22 protein-coding genes are annotated in these 20481 nt (G+C 64.0%); 10 read left to right on the top strand and 12 right to left on the bottom strand.

Annotation, left to right across the window (positions count from 1 at the left end):
* Positions 1 to 70 precede the first annotated feature (70 nt).
* The 3 genes from MPN20_RS03290 to MPN20_RS03280 are packed head-to-tail and all read left to right on the top strand — an operon-like array spanning position 71 to position 1679.
* Positions 71 to 568 carry a DUF3099 domain-containing protein gene (locus tag MPN20_RS03290; RefSeq protein ID WP_242779498.1) on the top strand — a complete coding sequence of 166 codons (498 nt, stop codon included), beginning with the start codon at positions 71 to 73 and terminating at the stop codon, positions 566 to 568.
* A complete protein-coding gene (locus MPN20_RS03285; protein ID WP_242779496.1) occupies positions 565 to 777 on the top strand; it encodes a hypothetical protein in 213 nt (70 codons plus the stop codon). The genes MPN20_RS03290 and MPN20_RS03285 overlap by 4 nt, the downstream gene beginning before the upstream one ends.
* Positions 777 to 1679 (top strand): SURF1 family protein, encoded by a 903-nt coding sequence (locus MPN20_RS03280; RefSeq protein ID WP_242779493.1) that lies wholly within the window; start codon positions 777 to 779, stop codon positions 1677 to 1679. The genes MPN20_RS03285 and MPN20_RS03280 overlap by 1 nt, the downstream gene beginning before the upstream one ends.
* 50 nt (positions 1680 to 1729) lie before the next feature.
* On the opposite strand, the gene MPN20_RS03275 is transcribed toward MPN20_RS03280, so the two are convergent.
* The 10 genes from MPN20_RS03275 to MPN20_RS03230 all read right to left on the bottom strand — a co-directional run bounded on the left by MPN20_RS03275 (position 1730) and on the right by MPN20_RS03230 (position 10701).
* The gene (locus MPN20_RS03275) at positions 1730 to 3328 is read right to left on the bottom strand and encodes an ABC-F family ATP-binding cassette domain-containing protein (protein ID WP_242779490.1); all 1599 of its coding nucleotides are present in this window, start codon (positions 3326 to 3328) and stop codon (positions 1730 to 1732) included.
* Positions 3325 to 3987, bottom strand: a complete 663-nt coding sequence (locus MPN20_RS03270) for a ribonuclease H (RefSeq protein WP_347566791.1) — start codon at positions 3985 to 3987, stop codon at positions 3325 to 3327. Before MPN20_RS03270 ends, MPN20_RS03275 begins: the two co-directional genes overlap by 4 nt.
* Positions 3988 to 4185: 198 nt before the next feature.
* Positions 4186 to 4521, bottom strand: coding sequence for a metal-sulfur cluster assembly factor (locus MPN20_RS03265; RefSeq protein WP_242779487.1), 336 nt, complete (start codon positions 4519 to 4521; stop codon positions 4186 to 4188).
* Positions 4522 to 4523: 2 nt separating this feature from the next.
* The gene (gene sufU, locus MPN20_RS03260) at positions 4524 to 4991 is read right to left on the bottom strand and encodes a Fe-S cluster assembly sulfur transfer protein SufU (RefSeq protein WP_242779485.1); all 468 of its coding nucleotides are present in this window, start codon (positions 4989 to 4991) and stop codon (positions 4524 to 4526) included.
* Between the two features lie 10 nt (positions 4992 to 5001).
* Positions 5002 to 6252, bottom strand: a complete 1251-nt coding sequence (locus tag MPN20_RS03255) for a SufS family cysteine desulfurase (RefSeq protein WP_242779482.1) — start codon at positions 6250 to 6252, stop codon at positions 5002 to 5004.
* Complete coding sequence (gene sufC, locus MPN20_RS03250) at positions 6252 to 7010, bottom strand: Fe-S cluster assembly ATPase SufC (RefSeq protein WP_242779479.1); 759 nt, start codon at positions 7008 to 7010, stop codon at positions 6252 to 6254. Before sufC ends, MPN20_RS03255 begins: the two co-directional genes overlap by 1 nt.
* 11 nt (positions 7011 to 7021) lie before the next feature.
* A complete protein-coding gene (locus MPN20_RS03245; protein WP_278189623.1) occupies positions 7022 to 7339 on the bottom strand; it encodes a non-heme iron oxygenase ferredoxin subunit in 318 nt (105 codons plus the stop codon).
* A gap of 2 nt (positions 7340 to 7341) precedes the next feature.
* Positions 7342 to 8517 carry a Fe-S cluster assembly protein SufD gene (gene sufD / locus MPN20_RS03240; RefSeq protein WP_242779473.1) on the bottom strand — a complete coding sequence of 392 codons (1176 nt, stop codon included), beginning with the start codon at positions 8515 to 8517 and terminating at the stop codon, positions 7342 to 7344.
* A gap of 37 nt (positions 8518 to 8554) precedes the next feature.
* The gene (gene sufB, locus MPN20_RS03235) at positions 8555 to 9985 is read right to left on the bottom strand and encodes a Fe-S cluster assembly protein SufB (protein ID WP_242779471.1); all 1431 of its coding nucleotides are present in this window, start codon (positions 9983 to 9985) and stop codon (positions 8555 to 8557) included.
* Positions 9982 to 10701, bottom strand: a complete 720-nt coding sequence (locus MPN20_RS03230; protein WP_242779469.1) for a helix-turn-helix domain-containing protein — start codon at positions 10699 to 10701, stop codon at positions 9982 to 9984. The genes sufB and MPN20_RS03230 overlap by 4 nt, the downstream gene beginning before the upstream one ends.
* Before the next feature lie 103 nt (positions 10702 to 10804).
* Between MPN20_RS03230 and MPN20_RS03225 the strand changes: the two genes are divergently transcribed.
* From MPN20_RS03225 to MPN20_RS03210, 4 genes are read left to right on the top strand one after another with little or no spacing between them, the layout of a single operon-like run.
* Complete coding sequence (locus MPN20_RS03225; RefSeq protein ID WP_242779466.1) at positions 10805 to 11755, top strand: ABC transporter ATP-binding protein; 951 nt, start codon at positions 10805 to 10807, stop codon at positions 11753 to 11755.
* The gene (locus MPN20_RS03220) at positions 11752 to 12483 is read left to right on the top strand and encodes an ABC transporter permease (protein ID WP_242779463.1); all 732 of its coding nucleotides are present in this window, start codon (positions 11752 to 11754) and stop codon (positions 12481 to 12483) included. Before MPN20_RS03225 ends, MPN20_RS03220 begins: the two co-directional genes overlap by 4 nt.
* An 8-nt stretch (positions 12484 to 12491) precedes the next feature.
* Positions 12492 to 13391, top strand: a complete 900-nt coding sequence (locus MPN20_RS03215) for a COX15/CtaA family protein (RefSeq protein ID WP_242779460.1) — start codon at positions 12492 to 12494, stop codon at positions 13389 to 13391.
* Positions 13354 to 13818 (top strand): VOC family protein, encoded by a 465-nt coding sequence (locus MPN20_RS03210; protein WP_242779457.1) that lies wholly within the window; start codon positions 13354 to 13356, stop codon positions 13816 to 13818. The genes MPN20_RS03215 and MPN20_RS03210 overlap by 38 nt, the downstream gene beginning before the upstream one ends.
* Before the next feature lie 154 nt (positions 13819 to 13972).
* Here the strand turns inward: MPN20_RS03210 and MPN20_RS03205 are convergent, their stop codons facing one another.
* A complete protein-coding gene (locus MPN20_RS03205; protein ID WP_242779454.1) occupies positions 13973 to 14947 on the bottom strand; it encodes a heme o synthase in 975 nt (324 codons plus the stop codon).
* A 160-nt stretch (positions 14948 to 15107) separates the two neighbouring features.
* Between MPN20_RS03205 and tkt the strand changes: the two genes are divergently transcribed.
* The 3 genes from tkt to MPN20_RS03190 are packed head-to-tail and all read left to right on the top strand — an operon-like array spanning position 15108 to position 19908.
* Complete coding sequence (gene tkt / locus MPN20_RS03200; RefSeq protein WP_242779451.1) at positions 15108 to 17189, top strand: transketolase; 2082 nt, start codon at positions 15108 to 15110, stop codon at positions 17187 to 17189.
* Positions 17186 to 18289, top strand: a complete 1104-nt coding sequence (gene tal, locus MPN20_RS03195; protein WP_242779448.1) for a transaldolase — start codon at positions 17186 to 17188, stop codon at positions 18287 to 18289. Before tkt ends, tal begins: the two co-directional genes overlap by 4 nt.
* Positions 18286 to 19908 carry a glucose-6-phosphate isomerase gene (locus MPN20_RS03190; protein WP_242779445.1) on the top strand — a complete coding sequence of 541 codons (1623 nt, stop codon included), beginning with the start codon at positions 18286 to 18288 and terminating at the stop codon, positions 19906 to 19908. The genes tal and MPN20_RS03190 overlap by 4 nt, the downstream gene beginning before the upstream one ends.
* 296 nt (positions 19909 to 20204) lie before the next feature.
* Here the strand turns inward: MPN20_RS03190 and secG are convergent, their stop codons facing one another.
* Positions 20205 to 20450, bottom strand: a complete 246-nt coding sequence (gene secG, locus MPN20_RS03185; RefSeq protein ID WP_242779442.1) for a preprotein translocase subunit SecG — start codon at positions 20448 to 20450, stop codon at positions 20205 to 20207.
* Positions 20451 to 20481: the final 31 nt, after the last annotated feature.

Raw genomic sequence — 20481 nt, 5'->3', positions numbered from 1 at the left:
GGGCCGGCGTCGATACGACGCACACAAACGAAGAGTATGATTTTGTACGAGCAATCGATCGAAGAAGGCTATGTCCAAGCACCCGCAGCAGATCACCACGGCAGACACTGCCCTCGATGACGACATGAAGTCGCGGATCATCAAATACTCGATCACGATGGGTATCCGCACACTCTGCTTCGTGGCCGCCTATTTCATGTTCGTCGCCGACCTCAAGGTGCTCATGTGGATCTGCGTGGCCGGCGCCGTGCTCCTGCCGTATCCAGCAGTGATCATCGCCAACGCCGGGCGCGAACGGGCAGAGGTCGACGAATCCGCCCTCCTCGACAGCGCGCCCCTGGACGCATTGCCCCCGGCCCGAGGCGAGACCATCAACGGAGACACTGTTTCCGGCGACACTGATTCCGGAGACACGATTCCCGGCGAGACTGTCCCGGGAGAGACCGTCCCCGGTGAAACTGTCCCGGGCGCGACCGGCGCAGACCCGACACGATCCGGCGCAGCATCAGGTTCAGATGACTCCGAGCACCCTGCAGGCACCGGGTGGGCCTGGGGCGGAAAGTCGTGACAGACGAACTCCGGTGCTCGGCCAAAGGCTGCCGAGCCGATGCCACCCGCGCCATCCTGTGGAACAACCCTCGTCTGCACACGCCTAACCGTCGCAAGACCTGGCTGGCGTGTGATGAACATCTCGATCACCTGCGAGACTTCCTCAACCTGCGCGGGTTCTACCTCTCAGACGTATCCATCGACGAAATACCGGAGGACGCCGGTTGATGTCCCGCTATTCCTTCCTCTTCAGCGCTCGCTGGCTGAAATACATCGCCATGACCATCATCGTCGTCATCGCCTGTGTGTTCCTCGCCCTCTGGCAGAAGGACCGCCGCGAACAGCGCGAGGCTGAGATCGAGACCATCAACACGAACTACGGGGCCGATCCCGTGGACATCTCGACGGTCCTGCCGACCACCTCGGCGACGCTGAATGAGGACGACGAATGGCGCCAGGTGTCCCTGCACGGCGAATTCCTCGCCGCCGACACCGTGCTCGCACGCAACCGCACAGTCAACGATCAGACCGGGTTCTACCTCGTCGTCCCGTTCCGTCTGGAATCCGGCGAGACGCTCGCCGTCGTCAGGGGATGGATCTCCGACTCTGACCATGTGCCGGCAACGCCCACCGGGGAGCAGACGCTCAATGCGCACCTGCGCCCGTCCCAGGACGGCTCAGACGATGACAATCCGAAGGGCATGATCAAGGCCATCGATCCGGCACGGATTCCCGGAATGGATGACGCGTATGAGAACGTCTACGCCGAGGCCGTCGACACGACCAACGGACTGCCCGACAAGTCAGGGCTGACTCCACTGCCGCCGCCGGACGTCGATCCCGGCAACCATCTGTCCTACATGCTGCAGTGGTTCGCGTTCGGAATCATGATCATCATCGCCGTATCGATCTCGGCAAGGCGGGAGCGCAAGGCCTCCGCCGAGGCTGCCGGAACGTCATCGGGCGAAACCGAATACATCGTCATCGACAAGGCAGCTCTGGATGCCGGTGCCAAAATCAGTGAACCTGGCAGCCGCTACGGCCGCCACCGGCTGAGAGCGCCGAGCGTCCACGGCGAAGCCGAAGCGCAGGAGGACGAACTCCTCGAGGACCGATTCCGGCACTCCTGAGGACTTCAGGCACTCCCGACGGCTTCAGGCACTCCCAAGCCGGGTCGAACTCAGGCCAGGGTGACGAGGTCGAGGTAGGTGTCGTTCCACAGGTCCTCGTCGCCGTCGGGAAGCAGCAGCACCCGATCGGGGTCGAGCGCGGACACTGCTCCCTCATCGTGGGTGACGAGGATGATGGCACCCTCATAGCGACGGATCGCAGAAAGGATCTCTTCGCGTGAGGCCGGGTCGAGGTTGTTCGTCGGCTCATCGAGGAGGAGGACGTTCGCACTTGAGACCACGAGGGTCGCCAGCGCCAGACGCGTCTTCTCGCCGCCGGAGAGGACCCGGGCGGGTTTGTGCACGTCGTCACCGGAGAACAGGAACGAACCGAGCACATTGCGCACGGCCGTGTCGTTGAGGTGCGGCGAATTCCGACTCATGTTCTCGAGCACGCTGCGCTCGAGGTCGAGAGTCTCGTGCTCCTGCGCGTAGTAGCCGAGCTTGAGCCCGAAGCCGGGCACGACCTTGCCCGAATCGGGTTCGTCGAGGCCGGCGAGGAGCCGCAGCAGCGTCGTCTTACCGGCGCCGTTGTAGCCGAGGATGACGACACGTGAACCCTTGTCGATCGCCAGATCGACGCCGGTGAAGACCTCGGTCGAACCATAGCTGCGCGACAGACCCTCCGCTGTCAGCGGCACACGTCCGCAGTCGGCCGGAGCCGGGAAGCGAAGGTTTGCGACCTTCTCAGTGCTGCGTTCGTCGTCGAGACCGGCGAGCAGGCGCTCGGCACGTTTGGCCATCTGCTGAGCCGCGACGGTCTTCGTGGCCTTCGCCATCATCTTGTTCGCCTGGGCGGTCAGCGCACTGGCCTTCTTCTCCGCGTTCGCACGCTCGCGGCGGCGGCGACGCTCGTCGTCCTCACGCTGCTTGAGGTAGAGACGGTAGCCCATCGAGTAGATGTCGATGGTCTGACGGGTCGCGTCGAGGAAGAACACCTTGTTGACGACTTCGTCGATGAGATCGAGGTCGTGGCTGATGACGATGAGTCCCCCCGAATACCCCTTGAGGTAGTCGCGCAGCCACATCACGGATTCCGCATCGAGGTGGTTCGTCGGCTCATCGAGGATCATCGTGTCCGGGGCCGAGAACAGGATCCGGGCGAGTTCCACACGACGGCGCTGACCGCCGGAGAGCGTGCCGATCTCCTGGTTGACGAGCTCCTCGTCGAGACCGAGGTTCGCAGCAATCGCGTAGGCCTCCGACTCCGCGGCGTAACCGCCGGCGGCCATGAATTCGGCCTCGATGCGCGGATACCGATCGATGGCCTTGGCCGAAACGTTCTCATCCGGTGATGCCATCTGCCGTTCGGCTTTGCGCAGTCGCTTGACCACCACATCGAGCTCACGGGCGGAGAGGATGCGCTCCTTGCCCGTGGCCGTGAGGTCACCGCTGCGCGGGTCCTGCGGCAGATAGCCGACGGTTCCGGAGATCGAGACGTCGCCCTTCGACGCGGGGTGACCGCCCATGATCACCTTCGTCAGGGTGGTCTTACCGGCGCCGTTGCGTCCGACGAGCCCGACCCGGTCCCCCTTGTCGACGCGGAAGGACACATCAGACATCAGCGTGCGGGCGCCGACGGTGACTTCGAGACCGTTGGCCTGAATCATTCATTCTCCAAACTACGGCCGATGATCTCGACCAAGAATTCTTGTGGGTGGATGCCTCGGGCCTGGGCCCGAGTCACGAGTTCGTCGGCAAGGTGGGTGGGCACGCGACACGACACCACGGTCGTCGCCTGCTCACCGGCCGAGGTGGTCGCTGCCGAAGGCACCGACGCTGAAGTTGTCGCTCCAGACGTCCCCGCGGGGACGTATCCGGGGCCGGACGGCACACTCGTGCCACGCTGATAGGCGGTCGCGGCGGCACGGGCACGGTCATCGGCGGCTTCGTTCATCGCATGGTTGCTGTGGCCTTTGACCCACTCGAACTCGACCTCACGGTCGCGCAGCGCCACATCGAGTGATTCGAGGAGGTCCTTGTTGAGGACCTCTTTGCCGTCGGCCTTCTTCCAGCCTTTGCGCTTCCAGCCGGGCATCCACTTCGTCAGTGCGTTGATGACGTATTGGGAGTCGCAGAAGACCTTGAGGTCCTCGGCGGCGTCGGCAGTCGACTCGAGCAGGTCGAGGACGGCCATGAGCTCGCCGCGATTGTTCGTCGACTCCTTCCACCCTCCGGCGTGCCAGCAGTCGTCGTCGACGTACCAGGCCCAACCGGCGGGCCCGGGATTGCCGAGGGCGGAGCCGTCAGCGGCGGCGATGATCGTCAATGGGTCTCCTTGGAAGTCGAGTCTTCATTCTTTCACGCCGACGACGTGCGCCCACATCCCGGGGCGGTGATCTACGTGACCATGCCACGTGCGATCGAACCCAGAACAACGCCGAGGTGGGGGCACTGCGGACAGCACCCCCACCTCGGCGAGGTGGAACTCAGGCGTCCCCGCGGGGACGCCTCATCCTGTGGAACCTCAGATGTTGAACCCGAGGGCGCGCATCTGCTCGCGGCCGTCGTCGGTGATCTTCTCCGGACCCCATGGCGGCATCCAGACCCAGTTGACCCGGTAGGCGGGAACGATCCCGTCCAGGCACTGAGCTGTCTGATCTTCGATGACGTCGGTGAGTGGGCACGCGGCGGACGTCAGGGTCATTTCGATGACGGCGGTGCCGTCATCCTCGACCGAGAGACCGTAGACGAGACCCAGGTCGACGATGTTGACGCCGAGCTCGGGGTCGACGACGTCCATCATCGCCTCTCGCACCTCGTCGACACTCGCATTCTGCGGTGCGTCAATGACTTCGGGCATTTCTACTCCTCCAAAGAAGTTTGTGCTTGGTTGAGGGCATCCTTGAACGCCACCCAGGACAGGAGTGCGCACTTGATCCTGGCCGGAAACTTCGACACTCCGGTGAACGCCGCAGCGTCGCCGAGTATTTCCTCATCCGCTTCCAGTGTCCCACGCGAGTGCATGAGCTCGTGGAACTTCGCCTCGATGTCGAGCATGTCGGCGACTGAAGCCTCCGTGGCCAGCTCGGACAGCACCGAGGCCGAGGCCATCGAGATCGAGCAGCCGTCGCCGGTCCAGCGCACGGCGATGGTGCCGTCATCGAGCAGTTCGGTCTCGAGCTCGATCTCGTCGCCGCAGGTCGGATTGACCTGATGGGAGAACCCGTGTGCGCCTGTCGCGTCATCACGGAGCAGGGCCTGGTTGCCGATCCGCGACCGCGAATGGTCGAGGATGACCTGCTGATAGAGCTGCTGCATCTGAGTACTCATGACACGAACCTCACTGGACTCCGAAGAACGGACGGACTTCAGCCAAGGCTGCGAGGAAACGTTCGCAGTCCTCGACGTTGTTGTACAGGTAGGTGCTCGCCCGCGTCGAGGCGGTGACTCCGTACCGGCGGTGCAGCGGCTGAGCGCAGTGGTGGCCCACGCGCACGGCCACACCCTGCGAATCGAGGTACTGGCCGACGTCATGGGCATGGACACCCTCGACGTCGAAGGCCACGGTCCCGATCCGGTCCTTCGCGGCCCCGAGGACACGAATGCCGGGGATCTGTGCAACTCCATCGAGCAGAACTCGGGCGAGTTCACGTTCATGGTCGAAGATCCGGTCTAGACCCACCTCGGCGAGGTAGTTGACCGCCGTCGCGAAAGCAGCGACCTCGGCCACCGGCTGAGTGCCGGCCTCGAAGCGCTGCGGGGCATCCATGAACTCCGACTTGTCCATCGTCACGGTGGTGATCATGGATCCGCCGGTCAGCACCGGCGGCAGAGAGTTGAGGAGTTCCGACTTGCCCCAGAGGACGCCGAGGCCGGTGGGCCCGAGCGCCTTGTGCGCAGAGAAAGCCGCGAAGTCGACATCGAGGTCGACGAAATTCACGGGCATGTGCGGTACGGACTGGCACGCGTCGAGGACGACGAATGCGCCGACTTCGCGAGCCCGAGCGACGAGGATCTTAACCGGGTTGATCGTGCCCAGAACGTTCGAGACGTGGGTGAAGGCGAAGACCTTCGTCGTCTCGTCGACGATCGAGGACAGATCGCTCAGGTCGAGTTCGCCGCTGTCCGTGACCGGAATCCAGCGCAGCTGCGCTCCAGTGGACTGTGCCAGCTGCTGCCAGGGCACGAGGTTCGCATGGTGCTCCATCTCGGTCACGACGATCGAGTCGTCGGGTCCCAGAGCGAAGCGACCGGCGGACTCCCCGCCGAAACCGTGGCTGGCCCGGTCCATGCCCAGCGCCACGACGTTGAGCGCCTCGGTGGCGTTCTTCGTCCAGCACACCTGTTCGGGTACGCCGCCGACGAGGTTCGACACGGCTTCACGGCCGGATTCGAATGCGTCAGTGGCCATCACCGCGAGCGTGTGGGCTCCACGGTGGACGGCTGCGTTGCGCTGCTGGAAGTACTCCGTGAACGTGTCGATAACGCACTGCGGCTTCTGCGAAGTCGCACCGGAGTCGAGGTAGGACAGCGCTGACTCCCCGACCCTGGTGTCCAGGATCGGGAAGTCGTTGCGCAGACGGGAAAACATCAGGCTGAGGCTTGCAGGAAGCGGTCGTAGCCTTCGTTTTCGAGGCGCTCGGCCAGTTCCGGCCCGCCCTCTTCAGCGACCTTGCCCTTGATGATCACGTGCACGTGATCGGGCTTGATGTAGCTGAGGATGCGCGTGTAGTGGGTGATGAGGAGGACGCCCACGTCGGTGGATTCCTTGACCCGGTTGACACCTTCGGACACGATGCGCAGAGCATCGACGTCGAGGCCGGAGTCGGTCTCGTCGAGGACAGCGAACTTCGGCTTGAGCATCTCCATCTGGAGGATCTCGTGGCGCTTCTTCTCGCCGCCGGAGAATCCTTCGTTGACGTTGCGGCTGGCGAACTCGGGATCGACGCGGAGGTTCTCCATCGCCGACTTGAGGTCCTTGGTCCAGTGGCGCAGCTTCGGAGCCTCACCGTCGATGGCCGTCTTGGCCGAACGAAGGAAGTTCGTCACGGTCACGCCGGGAACCTCGACGGGGTACTGCATGGCCAGGAACAGACCGGCCTTCGCACGCTCGTCGACGGACATCGCGAGGACGTCCACGCCGTCGAGGGTGACCGAGCCGGAGGTCACCTTGTACTTCGGGTGACCGGCCAGCGAGTAGGCCAGGGTGGACTTGCCGGAGCCGTTGGGGCCCATGATGGCGTGGGTTTCGTTCGAGTTGATTTCGAGGTTGATGCCGTTGAGGATGGGCTTGAGGCCGGTTTCGGTGTTGACGCTGACGTGCAGGTCAGTGATTTTCAGGTTGGACATGTCAATCCTTTTCAGTTCAGGGTCGTATGAGGGTCGATCAGGATGCGGCCGGCGATCTCCTTGCAGTCGTAGACCGCGACAGGTTCGAACGCCGGAGGGGTCAGGGCCTGGCCCGAGTTGAGGTCAAACTGGGAGCCGTGCAGCCAGCATTCGATGGCACACCCCTCCACATCGCCCTCGGCCAAGGAGACCTCGCCGTGTGTGCACAGATCGTCGATGGCGTGGATCGCGCCGTCGGAGTCACGGGCGATGCAGATCTCGAAGTTCTCGACTTCGATGCGCATCGTCGCTCCGGCGGCCACCTCGGAGGCGGCCGCGACGTCGATCATGGTCACAGAACGCTCCGGGAGAGTTCGTCCTCGATTCGCTCATTGAGGACTTCCTCGATCTCGGGCACCTGGATCTTCTGGATCACTTCGTTGAAGAATCCGCGGACCACAAGCTGACGTGCAACGTCCTCGGGGATGCCGCGGCTCATCAGGTAGAAGAGGTGCTCTTCGTCGAAGCGTCCGGTCGAGGATGCGTGTCCGGCACCGGCGATGTCGCCGGTTTCGATTTCGAGGTTCGGCACTGAGTCAGCGCGTGCGCCATCCGAGAGGATGAGGTTGCGGTTGAGCTCGTAGGTGTCGATGCCGAGTGCCTCGGGGCGGATGAGCACATCGCCGATCCACACGCTGCGTGCGTCCTTGCCCTGAAGAGCGCCCTTGTAGTGGACGTTCGACGTGGCCTTCGGCGTGTTGTGGTCGATGTAGGTGCGGTGTTCGAAGTGCTGGCCGGCGTCGGCGAAGTAGAGTCCGAGAAGTTCGGCCTCTCCCCCGGCTGCCGAGTAGCGCACGTTCGTGTTCAGACGCACGATGTCACCGCCGAGGCTGATGACGATGTGCTTGAACTTCGCGTCCTTGCCCACGATCGCATCGTGCTGGCCCAGGTGCTGAGCCTCGTCGTCCCACAGCTGCAGGGACACGAATGTCACGTCTGCGCCGTCGCCGACCACGAGCGAGACGAGCTCGGAGTATCGGGCCATTCCTTCGTGCTCGACGACGATGGTCGCCTTCGCGTTCGCGCCGACGGAGACGACGACGTGACCATGGGTCAGGTCGTTGCCGGTACCGTCGGCATGGATGATCGCAGCACCGTCGACTTCGGTGTTCGCAGGCACCGAGTAGTGGGTCACCGTGGGTGCACGGTTCGCAGCGACGACGGCTGCGCGATCCTCGGGCTCGAGGATGCCCAGTTCCTGTGCCGCTTCAAGCGTGATCTCCTCGACGGAGATGCCTTCAGGCAGATCGCCCGAGGTGGTCAGCTTCGCCGCGGAGGCGGCGTCGGTGAAGAAATCGCTGAGCTTGCGCACCGGGGAGAAACGCCATTCCTCTTCGCGTCCGTTCGGGACAGAGAAGTCGGCGATGTCGAAGCTGCGGGTGCGAGCGTCCCGCTTGGAATCGGGGACGTGGACGCCGGCGCCATGAGAGTGCTCATCGAGGCCCAGCGGATTGGTGGTATCAGTCACTTAGAAAACTCCTTGTCGCAGTCGGTGGCGGGCTGAATCAGCCCACGCCACCTTCCATCTGGATTTCGATGAGGCGGTTGAGCTCGAGGGCGTATTCCATCGGCAGTTCGCGAGCGATCGGCTCGACGAATCCGCGCACGATCATCGCCATCGCCTCGGTCTCCTCCATGCCGCGGCTCATCAGGTAGAAGAGCTGATCCTCACTCACCTTCGACACGGTGGCCTCATGCCCCAAGGTCACGTCGTCCTCACGGATGTCGATGTAGGGGTACGTGTCCGAACGGGAGATGTTGTCGACCAGGAGCGCATCACAGAGGACGTTGTTCGACGAGCCCTTGGCGCCCGGGTGCACGTGGACGAGTCCGCGGTAACCGGAACGTCCGCCGCCACGAGCCACGGACTTCGCCACGATCGAGGAGTGGGTGTTCGGAGCGGCGTGGACCATCTTCGCACCGGTGTCCTGGTGCTGGCCTTCGCCGGCGAATGCCACGGACAGTGTCTCTCCGCGAGCGTGCTCACCGGTCAGCCAGATGGCCGGGTACTTCATGGTGACCTTCGAGCCGATGTTGCCGTCGACCCATTCCATGGAGGCGCCCTCTTCGGCGATCGCACGCTTGGTCACGAGGTTGTACACGTTGTTCGACCAGTTCTGGATCGTCGTGTAGCGAACCTTCGCGTCCTTCTTGGCCACGATCTCGACGACAGCGGAGTGCAGCGAGTCGGTCTTGTAGATCGGCGCGGTGCAGCCCTCGACGTAGTGAACCGACGAGCCTTCGTCGGCGATGATGAGGGTGCGCTCGAACTGACCCATGTTCTCCGTGTTGATGCGGAAGTAGGCCTGCAGCGGGATCTCGACGTGGACGCCCTTGGGGACGTAGACGAAGGAGCCGCCGGACCAGACTGCCGTGTTCAGCGCTGAGAACTTGTTGTCACCGGACGGGATGATCGAGCCGAAGTACTCTTCGAAGATCTCCGGGTACTCGCGCAGACCGGTGTCGGTGTCCACGAAGATGACGCCCTGCTTCTCGAGCTCTTCGTTGATCTGGTGGTAGACGACCTCTGACTCGTACTGAGCGGCCACACCTGCGACGAGGCGCTGCTTCTCAGCCTCGGGGATGCCGAGCTTGTCATAGGTGTTGCGGATGTCCTCGGGCAGGTCATCCCAGGACGTCGCCTGGCCTTCTGTCGAGCGGACGAAGTACTTGATGTCGTCGAAGTGGATGCCGCTGAGGTCTGCGCCCCAGCTGGGCATCGGCTTCTTCTCGAACAGCTTCAGTGCCTTGAGACGGCGCTGCAGCATCCAGTCCGGTTCGTCCTTGAGCTTCGAGATGTTGCGCACGACCTCTTCCGAGAGTCCGCGTGCGGCGAATTCGCCCGCGTCGTTTCCGTCGTGCCAACCGTATGCGTACTGCCCGAGGTCTTTGAGCTCGGGATTCGCATCGATGATCCGATTGCCTGTGTCAGTCATCGTGAACCTCCTTGAGGTCGATCATTGCTGTGGATGAGGGGTCTGGTAAGTTCCGAGGTCGGAATGTGGGTGGTGCAGACGTGGTCGCCGTGGGCCAATGACGACAGACGCCGCACATCGACTCCGAGGTAGTCAGAGAACATCGATAGCTCCGCTTCGCAGATCTCAGGGAACTCGGTGGCGACTGCCTGGATCGGACAGTGGCCCTGGCACAGCTGCATCGCTTCAAGAGGGGTTCCGGCAGCCACCGGTGTCGCCGAGGCGGCATATCCCTCCTTCGTCAGAGCGGATGCCAGCGCCCGGGAACGGGAAGCCACCGTGGTGCCTCCCCGTCGATCCAGTTCTCCGCCGAGGCGGTCGCGCAGTTTGGCGACGAGGTCCTCGGTGAAGTCCTCGACGGCGTCCGCGCCGACCCGATCCCGCATGAACCGGAGAATGTCGACAGCCAATTGGTCATAGGAATGGGTGACCGACCCATGGCCGCGTGACGTGACCACATAATGCCTGGCCGGTCGTCCGCGTCCGGCTTGTTTGCCCGCGAGCTCGCGGACCTCGATGAGGTCCTCGCCCTCCAGAGCATCCAGGTGGCGACGGATCGCCGCTGGAGTCAGGTCGAGACCTTTGGCCAGCGCCGAGGCGGTGATCGGCCCTTCGTCGAGCACCGACCTGAATACCTTCTGGCGCGTGCGGTTCTCTTCCGACTCGTTAACAGCCATTCTCCACCTCCTTGACTAAGACAACAATAATGTTGCGTAATTTGTTTCGTAAAACTAGGTGAGCCTAACTCTGCCCGGATTCGACGCGTCGTAGAATGGTTTTGTGTATGAATCGGCCCTCACCATTCGTGGTCTCCACTACTCGTACGGCGCACACCACGTCGTCGACGGAATCGACCTCGAAGCGTCCACCGGATCGATCCTCGGTGTACTCGGGCCCAACGGCGCCGGCAAGTCGACGACGATCTCTCTGGCCGTCGGCACCAGGCGCCCCGATGCCGGTTCCATCGAGATCTTCGGCCTCGACCCGCACCGCGACCATGAGCAGACCTCGGTTCTCGCCGGTGTGATGCTCCAGGACGGCGGTCTGCCGATGAGTGCCAAGCCGCTGGCCATCCTGCGACACCTTGCCGCTCTCTACCCGAATCCGCTCAGCGTCGACGAACTCGCCGAACCGTTGGGCCTCCACGAATTCTCCTCACGCACGATCCGTCGACTCTCCGGCGGGCAGAAGCAGCGCGTGGCCCTGGCCGCTGCGCTGATCGGCAGGCCGCGCCTGGTCTTCCTCGACGAGCCCTGCGCCGGTCTCGATCCCCGCGCCCGCGAGGTCGTTCACACCTTCATCCGCGACCTGGCCGCGCGCGACGTCAGCGTCGTACTGACAACCCACGACCTCGCCGAGGCGGAGGAGCTGGCCGATGAGATCGTCGTCATCGACCGAGGACGCATCATCGCCCAAGGTGCCCCCGAAGACCTGCGCAACGCGTCGCCCGAGGGCCGCCGGCTCGTGATCACTGTGGCGCGACCCGCGTCGGCAGCGGCGACGGCTTCACTCGACCCAGGGAACTCGTCACTGCTCACCCGCATGAACGCCATCGCCCCCACCTCGGCGAAGGGAACGACCTTCGTCATCACCGGCGAACTCGAGAGCACGCAGATCGCGGGTCTGTGCGCGGCCGTGGCCGACGCCGGACTGGCGATCACGGACATCGACATGGCCTCGCAGTCACTGGCCGACGTGTTCTTCGATCTCACCGGAAGGCCCCTGCGATGAGAACTCGCCGCATCACGGCCCAGATCAGATTCGAGACGCTTTCGGTTCTGCGCAACGGCGAACAGCTCCTGCTCTCGCTCATCCTCCCGCTGGGGATGCTCGTCTTCCTCGCGAAGACTCCCCTGCTCTCCGCCCTGGGCACCATCTCCGCCGGAGAGGATCCTCTCACCGTGGCACTGCCAGGTGCGCTGAGTCTGTGCCTGGCATCGACGGCCTTCACCGGGCAGGCCATCGCCACCGCCTTCGACCGCCGCTACGGCGTTCTGCGACAGCTGGCCACGACGCCGCTAGGAACCAACGGGCTGATCTTCGGCAAGCTCGGTGCCGTCATCGCCGTGGTCATCATCCAGTTCGCACTGGCCTTCGCGATCGCGCTGGGACTCGGCTTCAGGGGACCCGTCGACCCTCTGGCGCTGGTCCTGACCACGCTTCTTGGCACCGCAGCACTCCTGTCTCTAGGCTTGCTCATGGCGGGAACGGTCCGCGCCGAGGCGACTCTGGCCGGGGCCAACCTCATCTGGGTGCTCATGGCGGGGGTTGGCGGGCTCGTGCTTGCCCACCCTGGAGAGTGGGGCACCGTCGTCGGATACCTGCCCTCCGGAGCCCTCGGTGACGCGATGCGCGCGGCCGTCGGCGGAGCGGGCTTCGACGTCAAAGCATTGATCGTGCTCCTCGTATGGGGGCTGCTGGGAACGCTTGCCGCACGCAGGTGGTTCCGATTCGAATGAGGAGAGAAATGGTCACTACAAAGATCCGCGTCGCTGCCTGGGCCATGCTCATTGCGCAGGGTGGAATCATCCTGAGCGGCGGAATCGTCCGTCTCACCGGGTCTGGCCTCGGCTGCACGGACTGGCCGAAATGCACCCCCGATTCCCTCGTGACCACGCCCGAGATGGGCATTCACGGCCTCATCGAATTCGGCAACCGCACTCTGGCGGTCGCATTGGCCATCCTCGGCGTCATCATCCTGCTTCTGCTCTGGAAGTCGCGGAAGCAGCGCCCCGATCTGTTCTGGCTCAACCTCGGGCTGCTGGCCATCGTGCCAGTCCAGGCCATCGTCGGCGGCATCACCGTGTGGACGAAGCTGAACCCCTGGGTTGTCGCCGGACACTTCGTTCCCTCGGCCATCGCCGTCGGCGTCGCCGCGTACTTCGTTCGCCGCACCTATGACACGGGCGTGCGCACCGGCGACAAGGCTCCATCCCCACTGCCGGCGCTGGGCTGGATCATCCTCGCGCTGACCGCGATCGTCGTGCTCTTCGGCGTCCTCACAACCGGTGCAGGACCGCACTCTGGTTCGACGATGTCGACGCGCAACGGTCTGGACAACGTATGGATCACCCGCGCGCACGCTTTCCCTGTGTGGCTCCTCATCATCGCGACCATCACCTCACTCGTCATCGCCCGCAAGAAGCACAACGTCATGGTCAAGCCGCTGATTGTGCTCCTCATCATCGAGCTCGCGCAGGGCCTCATCGGCTACATCCAGTACTTCACCGGAGTGCCGATCGTGCTCGTGGCGTTCCATATGATCGGACTCTCGGCTACGATCGCGGCAAGCGTTGCCGTCCTCGACAGCGCATACCCGAGGAGCACTCATGCCAACACCGATCACGCCGTGCCTGTGGTTCGCTGACCACGCCGAGGAGGCCATGGCCTTCTACTGCGAGATCTTCCCGAACTCGCGCATCGTCTCCGTCGAACGCTACCCCGATGAATCGCTGGATCCCCATTACGCGGGGATGAGCGGAAAGGTCATCAACGGGATCTTCGAACTCAACGGGAGTCGCTTCATCTGCCTCGATGGAGGCCCCATGTTCCAGTTCAACGAGGCGATCTCTCTGACCGTCTCATGCGCAGATCAGGCCGAGATCGACCACTATTGGACGTCGCTCTCGGCCTCTCCCGACCATGAACGGTGCGGGTGGCTCAAGGATAAGTACGGGATCAGCTGGCAGATCCTGCCGGCCAACCTCGGCGAGCTGATGAGCGGAGAAGCTCAGGTGAAGGCGCTGATGGGGATGAAGAAAATCGTCATCGACGATCTCGTCAACGCCGGCTGATCACCACAGCCGGGAACGGTTCAGTTCGCCATAGCCCAGGAACGGTTCCGTTCACCAGTGACGGGGAACGGTTCCGTTCACCAGTGACGGGGAACGGTTCAGCGCGCCGGTGCCAGGAACGGTTCAGTTCGCTATAGCCCGGGAACGGTTCAGTTCACCAGAAGCCGGGGATGAACGGGTCGATCGCGACTGCCAGGAAGAGCAGCGACAGGTAAGTGATCGAGCCGTGGAAGACCTTCATGGCACGCAGTGAGGTGCCGCTCTTGCCCTTCTTCGCACGGGAGACCAGGGCGTAGCAGGACCAGAGGAACCAGGCCCCGGCGAGGACGGCCACGGTCGTGTAGACGGGGCCCATCGGAGCCAGTGGGATAAGCGCCAGCGAGCAGGCCACCATGGCCCACGTGTAGGCGATCATCTGGCGGCCGACGTTCGTCGGCGGCACCTTCGACGGCAGCATCGGGACCTCAGCGGCGTCGTAGTCGGCCTTGTACTTGATCGCCAACGGCCAGTAGTGCGGCGGCGTCCAGAAGAAGACGACGAGGAAGAGGACGAGCGGCTCCCACGAGAGTCCCCCGGTGACCGCCGACCAGCCGATGAGCACGGGCATGCAGCCCGCAGCTCCGCCCCACACGATGTTCTGCGAGGTGCGGCGCTTGAGGATGAGGGTGTAGAAGACTGCGTAGAGGAGGATCGCGCAGGCGGTGAGGCCGGCGGTCACCCAGTTGGTGAAGCCGCCGAGCCAGAAGATCGAGCCCAGGCCCAGAGCGAAGGCGAAGATGAGCGCGGCGCGCGGCGTGATCTCGCCGGTGACCAGCGGACGGTGCTTGGTCCGTTCCATCTTCGCGTCGATGTCACGATCGACATAGCAGTTGAAGACCGAGGCGGAGGCAGCAGCGGCTGCACCGCCGATGAGCGTGTTGATGACGAGCCAGATGTTCGGCATGCCGTGGGCGGCGAGGAACATCACAGGGGCGGTCGTGACCAGGAGGAGTTCGATGACCCGCGGTTTGGTCAGCGCGATGTAGGCACCGATCTTCGATCGCGGTCGTTTTGAGAGTCGCTCCTCGTCGATTGCCCTCTGCAGAGGACGTTCACTCTGCGTGCCCTGGTTCTGACGAAGTTCACTCACGGACCCGATTCTACCTCCTGTCGAATATTTTGCCAGTCGGCGTTGAGGCGTTTCGCAGACAGTGCCGTGTCCGGTGTGCGCTGGCTCCTTATCGTTTCGAGGGCGGCACGGTAGAGTTTGAGTGCACGCTTCTACGACGAACGAAGGATCGCTCGAAGACATGAATTCCCTGTCCTGGACAGAACTCGACGCTCGCGCTGTCGACACCGCCCGTCTGCTCGCCGCCGACGCGGTCCAGAAGGCCGGACACGGCCACCCTGGAACCGCGATGAGCCTGGCTCCGGTAGCGCACTACCTCTACCAGTACGGGCTCAAGCACGATCCTGCCGATCCCACCTGGGTCGGACGCGATCGCTTCGTTCTCTCCTGCGGGCACAGCTCGCTGACCCAGTACGTGCAGCTCTACCTGGCCGGTTTCGGTCTCGAACTCGATGACCTCAAGGCATTGCGCACCTGGGGCTCGCTGACTCCCGGACACCCAGAGGTGGGCCACACCGCAGGCGTCGAGATCACGACCGGTCCGCTCGGCTCCGGCCTCGCCTCGGCAGTGGGAATGGCCATGGCCTCCCGCCGCGAACGCGGCCTCTTCGACCCCGAAGCTGCACCGGGCACCTCTCCCTTCGACCATTCGATCGTGGTGCTGGCCTCCGACGGCGACCTCGAAGAGGGTGTCTCAGGCGAGGCCTCCTCGTTGGCCGGAACCCAGGAGCTGTCGAACCTCATCGTCATCTGGGACGACAACCGCATCTCGATCGAGGACGACACCGCGATCGCCTTCGGCGAGGACACGGCAGCACGCTACGCCGCCTACGGCTGGCATGTGCAGCATGTCGACTTCCGCGCCGGAGACGAGTACAACGAGGACATGGACGCGTTCCATGCGGCCGTCGAAGCCGCCCGTGCGGATTCCCGTCCCTCCTTCATCCGTCTTTCGACGATCATCGCCTGGCCGGCACCCAACAAGCAGAACACCGGCGGGTCGCACGGCTCGGCTCTCGGCGATGACGAGATCAAGGCCACCAAGGAAGTCCTCGGCTTCGACCCGGATGAGACCTTCGCCGTCCCCGCAGAGGTGCTCAACCACACCCGCTCGGCCCTCGACCGCGGTCGCAGCGCACACATCGAATGGAACGAGTCCTTCGCTGCCTGGCGCGAGGCCAACCCGGCCAACGCCGAGCTCTTCGACCGTCTGGCCAAGCGTGAGCTGCCTGCCGGTCTCGACAATGAGTTCCCCGTTTTCGATGCCAGCGAGAAGGGCATCGCCACCCGCGCCGCTTCTGGTCAGGTCCTCAATGCCATCGCCGGCACCATGCCGGAGCTGTGGGGCGGTTCAGCCGACCTCGCCGGATCGAACAACACTTTGATCAAGGGTGAGCCGAGCTTCCTACCCGAGCACCGCTCGACAGATGCCTTCTCCGGCAACGAATACGGCCGCAACATCCACTTCGGCGTCCGCGAGTTCTCTGCAGGGCTCATCGGCAACGGCATCGCACTGCACGGCGGCACCCGCCCCTACAGCGGCACCTTCCTCGTCTTCAGCGACTACCAGCGCCCCGCCATCCGCCTGGCCGCACTGCAGCAGGTGCCGAACATCTTCGTGTGGACGCACGACTCGATCGGCCTGGGCGAAGACGGACCCACCCATCAGCCGATCGAACATCTCTCTGCACTGCGCGCGATTCCGGGACTCGACCTGGTGCGCCCGGCCGATGCCAACGAGACCTCCGTCGTGTGGCGCAAGATCCTCGACCGCACCGATGGCCCCAGCGGCATCGTTCTCACCCGACAGGCCGTTCCGGTCCTCGACCGTGAGAAATACGCACCCGCTTCTGAAGCGGCTCGTGGCGGCTACGTCCTCCACGACACCGCCGATGATCCAGAGGTCGCCATCCTCGCCAGCGGTTCGGAAGTCGCCATCGCAATCGCCGCTGCCGACGAGCTGCAGGCCTCGGGCACCGCGGCTCGCGTCATCTCCATGCCCTGCCAGGAATGGTTCGACGCCCAGCCGGACGATTACCGTAAGTCGGTCCTCCCCCGGACCCTGCGGGCTCGCGTGAGCATCGAGGCAGCCTCGGCGATGAGCTGGCACAAGTACCTCGGCGATGCCGGGCGTGCCGTCTCGATCGAGCACTTCGGCGCTTCGGCCGACTACGCCACCCTCTACGAGAAGTTCGGGATCACTCCGGCTGCCGTCGTCTCGGCTGCCAAAGAGTCGATCGCGGCTGCGAAGGCGGACGCATGAGCAGCAATCTCAAGGCCCTCAGCGAGCACGGCGTCTCGATTTGGCTCGACGATCTGTCGCGGAACCGCCTCGAGTCGGGCGACCTGGCCCGTCTCATCGAGTCCTCGTACGTCACCGGTGTGACGACGAATCCGACGATCTTCGCGAACGCGATCGCGGGTTCGGACAGCTACGCATCCGCGGTGTCCGAACTCGGCGCCGGCGGTGCCTCAGCCGATGAGGCCATCGAGGCGCTGACCACGGCCGATGTGGCCGCTGCCGCACGCCTGTTCCGTCCTGTCTTCGACTCCACGAACGGCGACGACGGACGAGTCTCCATCGAGGTGGCTCCCCCGCTGGCCCACGACGCCGAAGGCACCGCAGCGGCGGCCCGCACCTTGTGGGAACGTGTGGGCGAACCGAACGCGATGATCAAGATCCCCGCCACCGAGGCGGGACTGCGGGCCATCTCCGAGACCATCGCAGCCGGCATCAGCGTCAACGTCACGCTCGTGTTCTCACTCACCCGTTACCGGCACGTTGTCGAGGCTTTCCTGCAGGGACTCGAGAAGGCCCGAGCAGCCGGACACGACCTCAACCGCATCCGTTCGGTCGCCTCGATCTTCGTCTCCCGTGTGGACAGTGAGATCGACGGCCGTCTCGACGCGCTCGACGATCCCGCTGCAGCCTCGCTCAAGGGGCAGGCGGGCATCGCGAACTGCGTTCTCGCCCATGAGATCCACTCGCAGCTGTTCACGTCCGAGCGATTCCGGGTCCTCGAACTCGCCGGAGCGAAGCCGCAGCGTCTGCTGTGGGCCTCGACCGGAGTGAAGAACCCTGAGTACGCGGACACCATGTATGTCTCGGGTCTCGTCGCGGACAACACCGTGAACACGATGCCCGAGCCCACGATGGCCGCTTTCGCCGACCACGGCGAGGTGACCACGGAGATCTCAGCCGACGACTACCGGGCCGCGGACGAGGTCTTCGATCGATTGGCACGACTGGGAATCGACTATGCGGAGGTGATGACCGTGTTGGAGACACAGGGTCTGGAGAAGTTCGACGTCAGCTGGGCGGAGCTTCAGGACACGATCCGTACGGCGTTGGACCAGTCATGAGACTGCAGCTGAGCATTCCCGCCGTCGAAGACTTCGACGCCGAGGTGGGCCGTCTCATCGACTCGCGTGTCCCTTCCCGCCTGTCCGAGCGCGATGACTCCCTGTACTCCGACGAGGAGGTGAGTGAGAAGCGCATGGGCTGGGTCGACCTGCCCGACCGCGCTGCGAAGCTCATCGACGAGATCGAGGCTCTGCGCTCACGACTCGAGTCACAGGGACTGCGGTCGATCAGTCTGACAGGAATGGGCGGCTCATCGCTGGCTCCCGAGGTCATGGCGCTCGCGGCCGGTGTGGATCTCGAGGTCGTCGACTCCACCGATCCGAATCAGGTCGCCGAGGCGATCGGCACTGATCTGTCCCACACCGTCCTTGTCGTCGCCTCCAAATCGGGAACGACGATCGAGACCGACGCGATCAGGCGCGCGTTCGCCGCCGCATTCGAAGCGGTCGACATCGACCCGGCGTCGCGGATGATCGCGATCACCGATCCCGGCACCGAACTCGACTCCCTCGCCGCAGAACAGGGCTTCCTGGCCACGTTCCACGGGGACGAAGCAGTGGGCGGCCGGTACAGTGCACTGTCGGCCTTCGGCCTTGTGCCGGCCGGACTCGCCGGAGTCGACGTTCGCGCGATCATCGATTCGGCTGCTGCCGTCAGGGATGAGTTCGTCTCCGACTCAGCAGACAACCCGGCCCTGCGCTTTGGCACCTGGCTGGGCATCGGCCATGCTCGGGCGACCGAGAAGCTCGTCCTCGCAGAGACGACGCCGGCGCTCAGAGGACTGCGACGCTGGGTCGAACAGCTGGTGGCAGAATCACTCGGCAAAGACGGACAGGGCATCCTGCCCGTCGTCGTCGACGGACCCGCAGACATCGGGTTCTCCGATGCCCGCGCCGACGCTCTGCTGTGCACCCTCGGTCCTGAGTCCGAGTACGACGCACCGTCGGAATTCAATGCGGAGGTCGACGGCAGCCTCGGCGAACTCTTCCTGTTCTGGGAGTTCGCCACGGCCATCGCCGGATACAGCATCGGCGTCGATCCCTTCGACCAGCCCGATGTCGAGTCCGCGAAGCAGAACGCGAAGCAGGCGCTGGCCAGCGGTGCCTCGACCAACTCCTCCCCGCCGACCTTCCGCGAAGGTCAGATCGAGGTGTTCGGCGAGTTCGAAGAAGCCACCGATCTCGTCGGTGCCATCACAGAGCTCTTCGCCCAGGTCGACGAGTACGGCTACGTCGGCGTGCAGGCCTTCCTCGATCGCCTCGCCGAGGCGGATGCTGAGGACCTTCGCGCGCTCGTCTCCCAGCATGCCGGGGTGCAGACCACGTTCGGGTTCGGCCCTCGGTACCTGCACTCGACCGGTCAGTATCACAAGGGCGGACACCCCAACGGGGTGTTCCTGCAGATCACGGCGGAACCGCGTACGGATCTGCTGGTCCCAGGACGCTCGTACGGGTTCACCGAGCTCGCGCGGGCGCAGGCATTCGGCGATGCCTCAGCGCTGATGGAGCGGGGCCGACCGGTCCTCAGGGTCCACCTGCTCGATCGCAGCCGGGGACTCGAACAGCTGCGCCAGGCAGTCTCAGCCGTTCGACCTCAGCACCACTTCGGTGTCGACTGACACTGATGCACGATACTGCCTGACGCCGATGCACGATACCGCCTGACGCCGACCCATGCCGGCCGTCAACGGGCAGCGGCCGTCAACGGGCAGTAAATGTCACTCAAGCCAGCGGATGTCACTTGAGTCGGCGGCCGTCACTCGATACGGCTACCGCAGAGGCAACGACGAAGGACCCCAACCGAATGGTTGGGGTCCTTCGTCGTGAACAGTGAAGTCCTCACCTGCTCCGGGTCAGGCGTTGAATATCTCAGGCACTGAACGGAGCGTTTCAGCCGACAGAGAGTACTGCTGACTCAGGCGTTGAAACGGGTGATGAGGCCCAGCAGAATGATGCAGGCGCCCCACACGACGGCCATCAGCGTGGTGAATCGGTTGAGGTTGCGCTCTGCGACACCTGACGATCCCAGGGATGACGACATACCGCCGCCGAACATGTCCGACATGCCTCCGCCCTTGCCCTTGTGCATGAGGATCAGCAGGGTCAGGAAGATGCTCGTGATGACGAGCAGCGCGATCAGAACTATTTCAAGAATTTCCACGTCGAGGTCAACCTAATTTTCGTCAGAGGAT

Origin of the sequence: Brevibacterium sp. ZH18 (assembly GCF_022748595.1) — a bacterium.
Classification (GTDB): Bacteria; Actinomycetota; Actinomycetes; order Actinomycetales; family Brevibacteriaceae; genus Brevibacterium.
The sequence above is the reverse complement of the archived record's forward strand: the minus strand, read 5'-3'. Positions and strand labels throughout refer to the sequence as shown.

What these genes read in the sequence shown, in the direction of transcription:
- MPN20_RS03290 (WP_242779498.1), top strand. Translation starts at nt 71, where the DNA reads ATGTCCAAGCACCCGCAGCAGATCACCACGGCAGACACTGCCCTCGAT.
- sufC (WP_242779479.1), bottom strand. Translation starts at nt 7,010, where the DNA reads ATGTCCAACCTGAAAATCACTGACCTGCACGTCAGCGTCAACACCGAA.
- MPN20_RS03190 (WP_242779445.1), top strand. Translation starts at nt 18,286, where the DNA reads ATGAGACTGCAGCTGAGCATTCCCGCCGTCGAAGACTTCGACGCCGAG.
- sufB (WP_242779471.1), bottom strand. Translation starts at nt 9,985, where the DNA reads ATGACTGACACAGGCAATCGGATCATCGATGCGAATCCCGAGCTCAAA.
- MPN20_RS03220 (WP_242779463.1), top strand. Translation starts at nt 11,752, where the DNA reads ATGAGAACTCGCCGCATCACGGCCCAGATCAGATTCGAGACGCTTTCG.
- sufU (WP_242779485.1), bottom strand. Translation starts at nt 4,991, where the DNA reads ATGAGTACTCAGATGCAGCAGCTCTATCAGCAGGTCATCCTCGACCAT.
- MPN20_RS03280 (WP_242779493.1), top strand. Translation starts at nt 777, where the DNA reads ATGTCCCGCTATTCCTTCCTCTTCAGCGCTCGCTGGCTGAAATACATC.
- MPN20_RS03265 (WP_242779487.1), bottom strand. Translation starts at nt 4,521, where the DNA reads ATGCCCGAAGTCATTGACGCACCGCAGAATGCGAGTGTCGACGAGGTG.
- MPN20_RS03215 (WP_242779460.1), top strand. Translation starts at nt 12,492, where the DNA reads ATGGTCACTACAAAGATCCGCGTCGCTGCCTGGGCCATGCTCATTGCG.
- tal (WP_242779448.1), top strand. Translation starts at nt 17,186, where the DNA reads ATGAGCAGCAATCTCAAGGCCCTCAGCGAGCACGGCGTCTCGATTTGG.
- MPN20_RS03245 (WP_278189623.1), bottom strand. Translation starts at nt 7,339, where the DNA reads ATGATCGACGTCGCGGCCGCCTCCGAGGTGGCCGCCGGAGCGACGATG.
- MPN20_RS03275 (WP_242779490.1), bottom strand. Translation starts at nt 3,328, where the DNA reads ATGATTCAGGCCAACGGTCTCGAAGTCACCGTCGGCGCCCGCACGCTG.
- tkt (WP_242779451.1), top strand. Translation starts at nt 15,108, where the DNA reads ATGAATTCCCTGTCCTGGACAGAACTCGACGCTCGCGCTGTCGACACC.
- MPN20_RS03210 (WP_242779457.1), top strand. Translation starts at nt 13,354, where the DNA reads ATGCCAACACCGATCACGCCGTGCCTGTGGTTCGCTGACCACGCCGAG.
- MPN20_RS03255 (WP_242779482.1), bottom strand. Translation starts at nt 6,252, where the DNA reads ATGTTTTCCCGTCTGCGCAACGACTTCCCGATCCTGGACACCAGGGTC.
- MPN20_RS03230 (WP_242779469.1), bottom strand. Translation starts at nt 10,701, where the DNA reads ATGGCTGTTAACGAGTCGGAAGAGAACCGCACGCGCCAGAAGGTATTC.